This is a genomic window from Methylobacterium nonmethylotrophicum (assembly GCF_004745635.1).
Lineage (GTDB): Bacteria > Pseudomonadota > Alphaproteobacteria > Rhizobiales > Beijerinckiaceae > Methylobacterium > Methylobacterium nonmethylotrophicum.
On sequence record NZ_SRLB01000001.1, the window covers coordinates 85,861 to 98,237 of the forward strand.

Annotated in this window: 11 protein-coding genes; 5 read left to right on the plus strand and 6 right to left on the minus strand. The window is 74.6% G+C overall.

The features are described 5' to 3' along the window. The first annotated feature begins 31 nt into the window (after window positions 1-31). On the plus strand, window positions 32-1,006 hold the full coding sequence (locus tag EU555_RS00390; protein ID WP_135412478.1) for an alpha/beta fold hydrolase: 975 nt from the start codon (window positions 32-34) through the stop codon (window positions 1,004-1,006). Between the two features lie 124 nt (window positions 1,007-1,130). Then, the gene (locus EU555_RS00395) at window positions 1,131-4,202 is read left to right on the plus strand and encodes a glycosyltransferase (RefSeq protein ID WP_135412479.1); all 3,072 of its coding nucleotides are present in this window, start codon (window positions 1,131-1,133) and stop codon (window positions 4,200-4,202) included. 28 nt (window positions 4,203-4,230) lie between these two features. On the opposite strand, the gene EU555_RS00400 is transcribed toward EU555_RS00395, so the two are convergent. The 3 genes from EU555_RS00400 to EU555_RS00410 all read right to left on the minus strand — a co-directional run bounded on the left by EU555_RS00400 (window position 4,231) and on the right by EU555_RS00410 (window position 5,461). Then, complete coding sequence (locus tag EU555_RS00400) at window positions 4,231-4,467, minus strand: hypothetical protein (protein WP_135412480.1); 237 nt, start codon at window positions 4,465-4,467, stop codon at window positions 4,231-4,233. 161 nt (window positions 4,468-4,628) lie between these two features. Next, the gene (locus EU555_RS00405; protein ID WP_135412894.1) at window positions 4,629-5,174 is read right to left on the minus strand and encodes a sigma-70 family RNA polymerase sigma factor; all 546 of its coding nucleotides are present in this window, start codon (window positions 5,172-5,174) and stop codon (window positions 4,629-4,631) included. An 8-nt stretch (window positions 5,175-5,182) separates the two neighbouring features. Further along, a complete protein-coding gene (locus tag EU555_RS00410; RefSeq protein WP_135412481.1) occupies window positions 5,183-5,461 on the minus strand; it encodes a NepR family anti-sigma factor in 279 nt (92 codons plus the stop codon). A gap of 429 nt (window positions 5,462-5,890) precedes the next feature. Here EU555_RS00410 and EU555_RS00415 point away from each other — a divergent pair, with 429 nt between their 5' ends. Then, window positions 5,891-6,160 (plus strand): hypothetical protein, encoded by a 270-nt coding sequence (locus EU555_RS00415; RefSeq protein WP_135412482.1) that lies wholly within the window; start codon window positions 5,891-5,893, stop codon window positions 6,158-6,160. Window positions 6,161-6,228: 68 nt separating this feature from the next. On the opposite strand, the gene EU555_RS00420 is transcribed toward EU555_RS00415, so the two are convergent. The 3 genes from EU555_RS00420 to EU555_RS00430 form a co-directional block, all read right to left on the minus strand. Continuing rightward, window positions 6,229-7,464 carry a molybdopterin molybdotransferase MoeA gene (locus tag EU555_RS00420; protein ID WP_135412483.1) on the minus strand — a complete coding sequence of 412 codons (1,236 nt, stop codon included), beginning with the start codon at window positions 7,462-7,464 and terminating at the stop codon, window positions 6,229-6,231. Beyond that, the gene (moaC, locus tag EU555_RS00425) at window positions 7,461-7,958 is read right to left on the minus strand and encodes a cyclic pyranopterin monophosphate synthase MoaC (RefSeq protein WP_135412484.1); all 498 of its coding nucleotides are present in this window, start codon (window positions 7,956-7,958) and stop codon (window positions 7,461-7,463) included. Before moaC ends, EU555_RS00420 begins: the two co-directional genes overlap by 4 nt. A gap of 129 nt (window positions 7,959-8,087) precedes the next feature. Beyond that, complete coding sequence (locus EU555_RS00430; protein ID WP_135412485.1) at window positions 8,088-8,933, minus strand: IclR family transcriptional regulator; 846 nt, start codon at window positions 8,931-8,933, stop codon at window positions 8,088-8,090. A gap of 121 nt (window positions 8,934-9,054) precedes the next feature. On the opposite strand from EU555_RS00430, the gene EU555_RS00435 reads away from it, so the two are divergent. Both EU555_RS00435 and EU555_RS00440 read left to right on the plus strand, forming a co-directional pair. Further along, entirely contained in the window at window positions 9,055-10,272 is a 1,218-nt protein-coding gene (locus tag EU555_RS00435; protein WP_135412486.1) for an ABC transporter substrate-binding protein, read from the plus strand. Beyond that, window positions 10,262-12,361: an acetate--CoA ligase family protein gene (locus tag EU555_RS00440; protein ID WP_135412487.1), complete on the plus strand. Its 2,100-nt coding sequence runs from the start codon at window positions 10,262-10,264 to the stop codon at window positions 12,359-12,361. The genes EU555_RS00435 and EU555_RS00440 overlap by 11 nt, the downstream gene beginning before the upstream one ends. Window positions 12,362-12,377 lie beyond the last annotated feature (16 nt).

The window sequence follows — 12,377 nt, forward strand, 5'->3', positions numbered from 1 at the left end:
AACCAACCCAACGCCCCGCCGTTGTGAAGGCATGCCCGCACATCTCCATCCCGGACACGCCCGCCCGCCGCGCGCCCTGTCCCCCGCCGCCGGCCTCGCCCTCGCCGGTGCCGCGATCCTCGGCGCCGGCGCGGTCGAGAACGGGCGGCGCGCCCGCGCGGCGGAGCGGGAGACGCCGCCGGTCGGGCGGTTCCTTGAGGTCGGCGGGACGCGGCTGCACGTGCTCGAGCGCGGGCGGGGGCCGGCCCTGGTGCTGCTGCACGGCAACGGCAGCCTGATCCAGGACTGGCTGGTGAGCGGCCTCGTCGACGGGGCGGCGCGGACGCACCGGGTGATCGTGGTCGACCGGCCGGGCTTCGGCTACAGCGCACGGCCCCGCAGCCGGGTTTGGACACCGGCGATGCAGGCCGGGCTGATCAGCGGCGCCCTGCACAGCCTCGGGGTCGACGAGGCGACCGTGCTCGGCCATTCCTGGGGGGCGCAGGTGGCGATCGCCCTGGCGCTGCAGGACCCGGGCCGGGTGCGCGCCCTGGTGCTCGAATCGGGCTACTACTTCCCGTCGCCGCGCATCGACAGCCTGCTGTTCGCGCCCCAGGGCCTGCCGGGCCTCGGCGACCTCATCAGCCACACGCTCGCCCCGGTCGCGAGCCGCCTGCTCTGGCCGCGGATCCTGGGCCGCCTGTTCGGGCCGAGCCCGGTGCCGGAGCGGTTCGCGCGCGACTTCCCGGTCGAGATGGTGCTGCGGCCCTCGCAGCTGCGCACGGCCGCCGCCGAATCGGTCCTGCTGGTGCCGGACGCCTTCGCGCTCCGGCCGCATTACGCCGCCCTGCGCGCGCCGGTGACGATCCTGTCGGGCACCGGCGACCGCCTGCTCTCCCACGCCGACCAGGCGGTGGCGCTCCACCGCCACATCCCCGGCAGCCGCCTCGTCGCGGTCGAGGGCGCCGGCCACATGCTGCACCAGATCGCCCCCGACCGGGTGCTCGACGCGATCACGCGCGCCTGAAGGCGGGCGGGGCCGGCGCTGTGACGCTGCGGTCCTTCGCAGACGGCCCCGGTCTCGGCTAGGAGGGGGCATCGATTCCCGCCGGCCGGTGCCGGCGGCTCCCTCCTGTGCGGTCTTTTGCGACGTGACGATCCTGAAACGCGCGCGGCGCCTCGCCGAGACGGGGCGCCTTTGGTTCGTGCCGCCCCCCGGCCCGGTCGCCTGGGGCCGGCTCTACAATTGCGGCGTGCTGGTGGCCCTCAATCCCGGCGCCGAGGCCGACGCCGTCGCGCTCACCCTGGCGCGGGGCGGCGAGCGCGAGCGCGACCTGCCGGTCGAGCGCCGCTTCGTCGAGAACGGCACGACCTACCTGCACGCCGCCCTCGACCCGGCGCTGCTGGCCGCTCCCGCGACGCTGCGGCTGACGGTGGTGGAGCCGGGCCGCGCCGACCAGCAGCGGATCGCGGTCGGGCCCGGGCGCGACACGCTCCATCTCGATGGCATCGTCGCGGGCGCGGTCGAGGGCTGGGTCTCGTCGCTGTCGTCGGACCCGCTGCCGGCCCTGCACCTCGTGGTCGACGGCCTGGAGGGCGAGGCGGTCCTGCCCGCGATCTACCGGCCGGAGCTGCGCTTCGGCAGCCGCGAGGGCGGCTGGAACGGCTTTCGCCTGACGCTGCCGGCCTGGGCCCTCGACGGGCAGCCCCACCTCCTCGCCGTGCGGGCCGGCGACACCCTGGTGAAGCTCGGGCCCTACGCCCCGCGCCTGCGCGCGAGCCTGCACGTCGAGGCGCCGAGCCGCGTCACCGGCTGGGTGTTCGACGCGGCCGGGCCCGACCGGCCGAGCCTCGTGCGGGCCGTCCGCGACGGCGAGCCGGTGGCGGAGGTCGAGACCCATCCGCGGCCCGACCTGCTGGAGCGGTTCGGCCGGCACTCGGCCGCCTTCGCCTTCCCGCCCGGCGCGCTGCCGCCGGGCACCGACCTCGCGGTCGGCCCGGTCGGGGCCGGGCCGGTGCTCGGCCACCTGCGCGGCCGCATCGAGCTGGCCCAGGCGGAGGCGCGGACCCTCCTGCTCCGCAACGACCCGTCCGCGACCCTCGCGGAGCGCCGGGCGCTGCGCGACCGCCTCGTCGCGGCAATCCGGCCCGGCGGCGGCGCGCGCCTCGTCCTGGCCGAGCCGGCCGCGCCGGAACCGGTGCCGGAGAGCGGCCGCACGCCGCCCCCCGCCTGCGCGATCGTGCCGGTCTATGACGGTCTCGCCGACCTCGAGCGCTGCCTCGCCTCGCTGCTGCCGCAGCTCGCGCCCGGCCGGATGCGGGCGCTGGTGATCGACGACGCCTCGCCCGATCCGGGCGTCACCCGCGCCCTCGACGCGCTCGCGGCCGAGGGCCGTCCGGGCCTGACGGTCCTGCGCAACGAGGCCAATCTCGGCTTCATCGGCACGGTGAATGCCGGGCTCGCCCTGCTCGAGCCGGGCGAGGACGCCGTGCTCGTCAACGCCGACACGGTGCTGGCGCCCCGCGCGCTGGAGAAGCTCGCCCGCGCCTGCCACCGCCGCCCCGGCATCGCCAGCGCCACCCCGCTCTCGAACAACGCCACCATCCTGGGCTTCCCGGGCATGCCGGAGGCGCAAGGCCCGCTCCGCGGGTTCACCCCGGCGGCGATCGACGCCGCCTTCGAGGCCGCCGCTCCCCAGCCGGTGACGATCCCGACGGGGGTGGGCTTCTGCCTCCACCTGAACCGGCAGGCCCTCGACGAGGTCGGGGGGCTCTCGCCCGAATGGGGCCGGGGCTATTGCGAGGAGGTCGACTGGTGCCTCAAGGCCCGCGACCTCGGCTGGATCCACGTCGCCGCCACCGACACGTATGTCGAGCACGAGGGCTCGGTGTCGTTCGGCAAGGCCGAGCGGCTGGCGATCCTGGCGCAGAACCACGACCGGCTCGTCGCCCGCTACCCGGACTACCAGGACGAGGTCGACGCGTTCATCGCCGCCGACCCCCTCGAGCCGGTGCGGGTCGGCGCCCTCGGGGCGCTGCTGGCCCAGAGCGTACGGCGCCTGACCCTGCATCTCGGGCATGGCCTCGGCGGCGGCGCGACGCGCTACGTCGACCAGGTCCGCGGGCTTAACCGGGCGCCGGACCACGAGATCGCCGCCCTGGCGCCGGCCGGCCGGCGCCTGAGCCTGACCCTCGACACCGCCGGCGCGGCCCTGAGCCTCAGGCCCGGGAGCCTGCTCGCCCTCCTGGAGGCGCTGGAACGGCAGGGCGTCGCCATCGACCTCCACCTCAACGCCCGCTTCGGCTACCCGACGGCCCTCCTCGACCGGCTGCTCTCCGGCCGCTGGCCCTACGCCGTCACGCTGCACGACTTCCAGTGGTACTGCCCGAAGGTGCACCTCGTCGACGGACGCGACGTCTATTGCGAGGAGCCGCCGCCGGAGGTCTGCCGCCACTGCACCGTGCGGGGGGTGACGCACGACTACGCCGACCAGAACGCCCTGATGGGCGGCGGCCTCGACGCCTGGCTGGCGACGAACGAGCGCATCCTGCGCGGCGCCCGGCGCCTGGTGGCGCCCTCCCGCGACACCGCGGAGCGCTATGCGCACCGCCTCGGCCTCACCGGCATCGCGGTGGTGCCGCATCCGGAGGCGGCGCCGGCGGCGACGCCTGCGCGGCCGCGGCGGGCCCGGACCGGGGCGGTGCGGGTGGCGCTCGTCGGCTCCATCGGCCACCACAAGGGCTTCGAGCTCGTCGTGGCGCTCGCCGAGCGCGCGGCCCGGGAGCGGCGGCCGATCGCCTTCACGGTGATCGGCTCCGTCGCCGACCCGCGGCGGGCGGCGGGTCTCGCCAACCTGACGGTGACGGGCGCCTACGACCCCGCGGACCTGCCGCGCCTGCTGGCGGAGGCCGATCCGGACTACGTCTTCCTGTCGAGCGTCTGGCCCGAGACCTATTCCTACGTCCTGTCGGAGGCGTGGTCGGCGGGCTACCCGGTCGTCGCCTTCGACACCGGCGCCCCGGCCGAGCGCATCCGCGCCGAGGGAGGCGGCCTGCTGCTGCCGCTCAGCCGCGACACCTCGATGCTGCTCGACGCGCTGGTGGAGGCCCGCAACCGGCTGGCGGAGGTCCGGATCCCGGCCCTGCCCGCGGCGGCGCCGAGCCTCGCGGCCTACGAGGCCGCGATCGAGGCGGGCAAGGGCGCGGAAGGATCGGGTCTCTGAGGCGGCCTCGGGCCTCCGAGATAGAGCGTCATGCGCTCAGCCGCTTCGCCGGGTGGGCGTCGGGCGCCACGAGCCCGCGCGCCAGGGCATCGTTCTCGGCGTCGAGGATCGCCTGGGCGATCCGGCTGACGAGATCGCAGCTCGCCGCGTCGAGCGCCGCGTCGTCCCCGCCCCGCGCCGCCGCGGCGAGCGCGGAGCCCTCCTGCATCACGATGGCGCGGGCGGTGCGGATCGCATCCGCGACGGCTTCGTAGGGGCGGGGCATCGACCAACTCCACGGATTGAGAGGCGCCGCAGGCGCGATCGGACGGCGCCGCAGGTCCGTCGCCGGGCCATCGAAACCGCCCCGGCCCGAAAACGGTTCCGGGACCGCGGCGCCCCGGCCGTCGCCTTCACAGGAGCCCGGGCCGGGAGCGCGCGGCCGCCTCACGGATTGCCCATCGCGGCGAGCGTCGCGCCGTCGCTGCCGATGTCGTCGGGGCCGGTCATGCCGAGGAGCTCGACCAGGCGACCGCGCGCCCGGCTGACCCGGCTCTTGATGGTGCCGACGGCGACGCCGCAGATCTCGGCCGCCTCCTCGTAGGTGAAGTTCTGGGCCCCCACCAGCACCAGCGCCTCGCGCTGGTTGGCCGGCAGGGTGCTCAGCGCGTCCTGGAAGGCCGAGAGCTCGACCCGCGCCTCCTGGTCCGGCAGAGCGGTCAGCCGCCCGGCCATCACCCCGTCGGCATCCTCGACCTCGCGCCGGCGCTTGCGCTGCTCGGAGTAGAACAGGTTGCGCAGGATGGTGAAGAGCCAGGCGTAGAGGTTGGTGCCGGGGGTGAAGCTGTCCGCCTTGGTCCAGGCCCGCACCAGGGTCTCCTGCACCAGGTCGTCGCTGCGGTCGAGGTCGCGGGTCAGCGAGAACGCGAAGGCGCGCAGGGCCGGGATGGAGCCCAGCAGCAGCGCGCGCATCTCGGGATCGACGGGTTTCATCGACGGCGTCATCGCGCGTCCTCCTGACCGGCCGCGGGGCTCTCGGCCGCGCCGGCGGCCTCCCCCGGCGAGGCGCCCGCATCGAGCCCGGCGAGCAGCGCCGCGAACCGTTCCGGCACGGGAGCGTTCAACAGGTCGGCGTAGTGGGCACGCAGGGCCCGGCCGAGCCGGCGCCGCGTCGCGGCGTCGAGCTCGCCCCTTGCCCTGTCGGGCTTTCCGGCGGGCCGCCCGCGGGATCCCGGCTCCGGCCCGGCCGGAGCGTCGGTATCGGTCTCGTCGTCGTGCATCGCCGGTTCGCCTCGCGGCTGCCGGGGCCGGGCCGCGGCCCAGGCAGGATGCCCGGCCGGAGCCGCGGCGCGCCGATTGTGAGCCGCCTCGTGCTTCGTTCGGCGCCGCAATAAAGCCGTGGATTTTAATGCTCTCTGAAAAGGCTATTCAGCGAATTTTAATCCAAGCTCGGCTGTAGAGATCCAGCTTGTCTATAAGCATGTGAAGCTTGAGCTTAATACGACAAGACCGACATTGCCAAGTATCTCGGCCATCATTATCTAACGGGGTTGATAACCGGGATCGGCGACCGGCCGGACCGCGTGAGGCGCACCGACGCGCCGCCCGCTTCGCGCAGCAGGTCGCGCACCTGTGTGACCTGGCCGCGCTTGTCCGGCGGCCCGCGGCACCTACCCTAGGGGCTCTGTTTCTCCAGCGGGGATGACGCCTTGAACCCGAAGTCGCTTCGTGCACCCGCCGCAGCCGCGGCCTTCCTGACGCTCCTGGCGGTGACGCCGGCCCTCGCCCAGCGGGACGATCAGGGCCTGCAGATGAATTGTGCCGGCGACTACTTCAAATTGTGCGCCGGCGCCGACCCGGACAGCCCGGAGGTGGAGCGCTGCTTCGCACGCAACCGCGCCAAGCTCTCGGCCCAGTGCCGGGCGGCGATCACCGCCTACGACCGCAAGACCGGCGGCGGCAGCGTCCAGCCGGAATAGGCGCGCCGGGGTGCCGCAAGGCTCCCCAGGCTCCCAAGATGATTCCGGGCCGTGAGGCTCGCATCGCCTCACAGGCCGCGGTCGAGCCGCAGGATGCGGCAGGGATCGCCGGCCCGGGCCGCCGGCGCGTGGGGCGCGCGGATCAGCAGCGCCTCGGAGCGGGCCAGGACCGAGAGCATCGAGGAATCCTGCCGCTCGGCCGGGTGGACCACCGGCAGCCGGTCCGGCGCGGTGTCGAGGGCGGCCCGCATGTAGTCCTGGCGACCGTCATTGGCGGGCAGGTCGCGCCCGAGGAGGCCCGGCTCGCTGCGGTCGGCCCCGGCATCAGGATCGCCCAGCAGCGCCCGGATCAGCGGCTGGACGAAGAGCAGCCCGCAGACCACCGACGAGACCGGGTTGCCGGGCAGGCCCAGCACCGCCATCGGCCCGAGGCGGCCATGCATCAGCGGCTTGCCGGGCCGGAGCGCGATGCGCCAGAAGCCGAGATCGAGCCCCTGCCGGGTGAGCGCCGACTGGACGAGGTCGTGGTCGCCGACCGAGGCGCCCCCCAGCGTGACCAGGAGGTCGGCCTTGGCGTCGCGGGCGCGGGTGATGGCGGCTTCAAGGTCGGCGAAGGTGTCGCCGGCGATGCCGAGGTCGATCGCCTCGGCGCCGGCCGCCTCCGCCATCGCGGCGAGCGCCAGGCCGTTCGAGGCGACGATCTGGTCCCAGTCCGCCGGCTCGCCCGGCCGCACCAGCTCGTCGCCGGTGGCGAGCACCGCGACGCGCGGCCGGCGCCGGACGCGCAGGGTCGGGTGGCCGCCGGCGGCGGCAAGCGCCACCCGCCAGCCGTCGAGGCGCTCGCCGGCCGTCAGCAGCCGGTCGCCCTCGCGGAAATCGAGCCCGCTGCCGCGGATGTGGCGGCCCGGCGGGTTGCCGACCCGCGCCAGCACCGCATCGCCTTCAGGCAGCGTGTCCTCCTGGATCACGATCGTGTCGGCGCCCTCGGGCAGCGGCGCGCCGGTGAAGATGCGGATCGCCTCGCCCGGGCCCACCGGCCCGCGGGCGCCGTGGCCGGCGGCGCTGGTCGCGGTGACGGTCAGCCGCACCGGCGCCTCGGGCGAGGCCCCGGCGACGTCGGCGGCGCGCACGGCGTAGCCGTCCATGGCGGAGGTCGCGAAGGGCGGCTGGGTGCGCAAGGCCCGCACGTCCTCGGCGAGCGTGCGTCCGGCGGCGGCCGTGATCGGCATCGTCTCGGGCTCGACGGGCTTGGCGCCGGCGAGGATGCGCGCCAGCGCCTCGGCGACGGGAAGGAGCGCGCTCATTCGCCGGCCTCCCTGTGGGAGGAGACCTCCCACACACCGGAGCGGCCGCCGCTCTTGTGCAGCAGCCGCACGCCCTCGACCCGCATGCCCCGGTCGGCGGCCTTGACCATGTCGTAGACGGTCAGGCACGCGACCGAGACCGCGGTCAGCGCCTCCATCTCGACCCCGGTCGGGCCCTGGACCCGCACCTCCGCGGTGACGCGGATCCCCGGCAGCGTCTCGTCCGGCTCGCACTCGACCCTGACCTTGGTGAGGAGCAGCGGGTGGCAGAGCGGGATCAGCTCGTGGGTGCGCTTGGCCGCCATGATGCCGGCGAGCCGCGCGGTGCCGAGCACGTCGCCCTTCTTGGCGTCGCCCTCGCGGATCAGCCGCAGGGTGTCGGGGTTCATCACCACCAGGCCCTCGGCGCGGGCGGCCCGGTCGGTCGCGGCCTTGTCGGTGACGTCGACCATGTTGGCGGCGCCGGCGGCGTCGAGATGGGTCAGGGTCGGCATGGCCTGGCTCCGGAAGATCGGCTTCGCGCTTAGCACGGCGGCCGGCGCCGCCGCCATGGCGCTCCCGCGACGCGCGCTTCCCGATGACCGCCGCAGGGCAGACCCGCTGGACGGATCGGCGAGATCCTGTCAGCGGGCGCCGCCCCGGCGCGGCGCCGGCGGCCCCGGCGTCCCGGCCGCGCCGAACATCGCCGGCTGCGCCGTCGCGACGAGGGCCCGCAAGCCGAGGCCGAGCGCGGCCAGCCGCTCCTCGGTGAGCTGCCCCTGAAAGAGGTGCGCCGCCACGACGAGGCGCGGCCTAGCGTTACGGTCGCACAGGGCGGCGGCGACCGAGGTGACGCCGCGGATGAGGTGGCCGACATCGACGGCGTAGCCGCGGCCGGACGCGGCCTCGACCTCCTCCAGGTAGGTCTCGAACGGCACCGGGACGTGCCAGCGGATCGCCCCGAACCGGGCCCGCAGGGTGGCGCGCGGCAGGAGGCCGGCGCGCTGGCCCGCCGCCGCCACCGCCCGGCCGATCGCCCCGGCATAGGCCGGGATGCGGGTGGCGAGCCGGAACTCGATGTGGATGCCGCTCGCCGGCACGATCCGCCCGAGGAGCAGCGCCTTGTCGTCGGGCGCCACCTGCCAGACGCTCGCCGTCGCCTCGAACTCGGTCGCGACCTGCTGCAGCCCGGGCTGGAGCAATTCGACGTCCGAGCGGTTGAGGAGCGGGCGCGCCACCTCGAGCAGCCCGAGGCCGAGGCGGTAGGTCTTGGTGTCCGGCGCGAGGGCGACGAAGCCCTCGTGCACCAGGGTGCGCAGGATGTTGAGGGTGGTCGAGGGGCTGACCCCCGCGGCGCGGGCGATCGCCGTGACCCCGAGCGCGTCCCGCGCGCCCGCCACCGCCCGCAGGATCGCGGCGGCCTGCGTCACCGCCCCGACCTCGCGGCCGACCTCCATCACCGCCGCCCGCTCGCCGAGCTCCTGGTTCACACCCCACCCCCCCTTGCCGGGTCGCGCATTTACGGTCCAGAATATCGTTCAGCCCGCGGAATGGAAACGACGATCCGCGCGAGGCCCGGGAAACGGGCCCGGCGGCAACGGGAGGAGCAGGATGGCAGGCACGCGACGGGCCCTGGCGGCGCGCTGCGCCGGGGCGATGCTGATGGCGGTGATCGGTGCGGCTGCGGCCCGCGCCGACGGCGACGTGCTCAGGATCGGCATCATCACCGACATGAGCGGCCAGTACAGCGAGGGCAACGGCGAGGGCTCGGTCGCCGCCGCGAAGCTCGCGGTCGAGGATTTCGGCCCGACCGTGCTGGGCAGGCGCATCGAGATCATCTCCGCCGACCACCAGAACAAGCCCGACGTGGCGTCCGGCATCGTGCGCAACTGGCTCGACACGAAGGGCGTCGACGTGGTGGCGGAGGGCGTGAACTCGGCGGTCGCCCTGGCGATCCAGGCTGTGACCCGCGAGCGCGGAAAGATCTTCCTGATCTCCGGCGCCGGCTCGTCCGACATCACCGGCAAGTCCTGCTCGCCGACCAGCGTGCAGTGGACCTACGACACCTACGCCTCGTCGAACGCCACCGCCAAGGCGCTGGCCGCCCGCGGCGGCAAGACCTGGTTCTTCCTCACCGCCGACTACGCCTTCGGCCATGCCCTCGAGCGCGATGCGGCCCGGGCGGTCGAGGCGGCGGGCGGCCAAGTCGTCGGCAAGGTCCGCCACCCGTTCAACAACCCCGACTTCTCCTCCTTCCTGCTCCAGGCGCAGGCCTCGCCCGCCAAGGTGATCGCGCTGGCCAATGCCGGCAGCGACTTCGCCAACGCGATCAAGCAGGCGCACGAGTTCGGCCTGTCCCAGTCGGACAAGATCATGGCGGCGCTCCAGGTGACGCTGACCGATTCGGCGTCGCTGGGCCTCGAGGTGGTGCAGGGCGCGCTGTTCACCGACAGCTTCTACTGGGACCGCACGCCCGAGACCCGGGCCTATTCCGAGCGCTTCTACGCCCTGCGCAAGGCAATGCCGACCGCCTACCAGGCCGGCGTGACCTCGGCGCTCACCCACTACCTGAACGCGGTCAAGGCCGCCGGCACCACCGATGCGGCGGCCGTGATGGCCAGGATGCGCGAGACGCCGGTCAACGACTTCTTCGCGCAAGGCGGCAAGGTCCGGCCCGACGGCCGCATGGTCCACGACATGTACCTGATGCGGTTCAAGACGCCGGCCCAGTCGAAGGGCCGCTGGGACCTCTACGAACTCGTGGCGACGATTCCCGGCGACGAGGCGTTCCGGCCGCTCGCCGAAGGCGGGTGCCCGTATGTCAAGTGAACCGGCCGATCTCGCCGCCCTGGTCCGGCCCGGCGCGGTCGCGATCATCGGCGCCTCCGCCGACCCGACCCGCATCGGCGGCCGGCCGATCGCCTACATGCTGCGCGCCGGGTTCCAGGGCGCGATCCTGCCGGTGAACCCGAACCGGGCCGAGGTGCAGGGGCTGCCCTGCTACCCCTCCGTCGCGGCCCTGCCGCAGGTCCCCGACGTCGCGGTGGTGGCGGTGCCGGGGGAGGCGGCGCTCCAGGCGGTCGACGAGCTCGGCGCGCGCGGCACCCGCTTCGCCGTGATGTTCACGGCGGGCTACGCCGAAGTGGACGAGGCGGGTGCGGCGGCGCAAGCTGCGCTCGTCGCCACCGCCCGGCGGCACGGCCTGCGGCTCCTGGGTCCCAACTGCCTCGGCCTGTTCAACGCGGCGGCCGGCTTCTACCCGATCTTCTCCGCCTCGCTCGAGGGCGGGCTGCCGCTGCCCGGGCGGATCGGCATCGCCAGCCAGTCGGGCGCCTACGGCACCCACCTCTTCGCCGCCTGCCGCACCCGCAACATCGGCACCGCGATGCTGGTCACCACCGGCAACGAGGCCGACCTCTCGGTCGCCGACGCGATCGGCTGGATGGCCCGGGACGACGACCTCGACGTCATCATGGCCTATGTCGAGGGCGTGCAGGACGGGGAAGCCTTCGCGGGGTCCCTCGCCGCGGCCCGGCGGGCGCGAAAGCCCGTGATCGTGATGAAGGTCGGGCGCAGCGCGGTCGGCAGCGCGGCGGCGCAGTCGCACACCGCCTCGATCGCCGGCAACGACGCGATCTTCTCCGCGGTGCTCGCCGAGCACGGCGCGATCCGGGCCCGCTCGACGGAAGAGCTGATCGACATCGCCTACGCGGCGACGCGGCGGATCTACCCGGTGCCCAATACCCTCGGGGTCATCACCATCTCAGGGGGAGCCGGCGTCCTGATCTCGGACGCCGCCGAGGCGGCCGGCCTGCCGATGCCGGAGATGCCGCAGGAAGCGCAGGCGCGCCTGAAGGCGGTGCTGCCCTTCGCCTCGCCGCGCAACCCGGTCGACTGCACCGCCCAGGCCTTCAACGACCTGTCGCTGATCGGCCGCTTCACCGAATCGATGATCGCCGACGGCGGCTATTCCTCGATCCTCGCCTTCTTCACCCAGATCGGCGGCGCCCCCAGCATGGCGCCGGCGATCCGCGCCCAGCTCAACGCCGTCAAGGCGGGCCACCCGGACCGGCTCTACGCCCTCTCGGTCCTGGCCTCCGAGGAGCGCAACCGCGAGTACGAGGCCGACGGCTACCTGCTCTACGAGGACCCGGCCCGGGCGGTCACGGCCCTCGACGCGATGGGCCGCCTCGGCGCGAGCTTTTCGGAGCCTGAGCCGACCGTGCCGCCCTCGGGCGGGCCGGTGGCCTTGCCGGCGGCGACCCCGAGCGAGGCGGAAGCGAAGCGCCTGCTCGCCGCGGCCGGGATCGCCACGGTGCCGGAGGCCGTCTGCACCGACGCCGAGGCGGCGGTCGCGGCGGCCGAACGCTTCGGCTTCCCGGTGGTGATGAAGATCCTGTCGCCGGACATCCTGCACAAGACCGAGATCGGCGGCGTGCTCCTCGACATCGCCGACGCCGGGGCGGTCCGGCGCGGCCACGCCACCCTCCTCGAGCGCGCCGCCCGCCACGCGCCGTCAGCCCGGATCGAGGGCGTGCTGGTGGCGCGCCAGGTCAAGGGCGCGGTCGAGTGCATCATGGGCATCCAGCGCGACCCGGTCTTCGGCCCGGTGGCGATGGTCGGGCTCGGCGGGGTCTTCGTCGAGGTGATGCGCGACGTGGTCTTTCGGCGCTGCCCGTTCGGCGAGGACGTCGCCGAGGCGATGATCCGCTCGATCAAGGCCGCCCCGCTCCTCACCGGCGCCCGCGGCCGGCCGCCCTGCGACGTCGCGGCGCTCGCCCGGATGCTGTCGCGCCTCTCGGTCTTCGCCGCCTCGGCGGGGCCGCGGCTGGCGTCCATCGACCTCAACCCGGTCTTCGCCCTGCCCGAGGGGGCGTATGCGGCGGATGCGGTGATCGAGGTGGGGGAGGCGGGGTGATGAGCGGGTTCAAGGC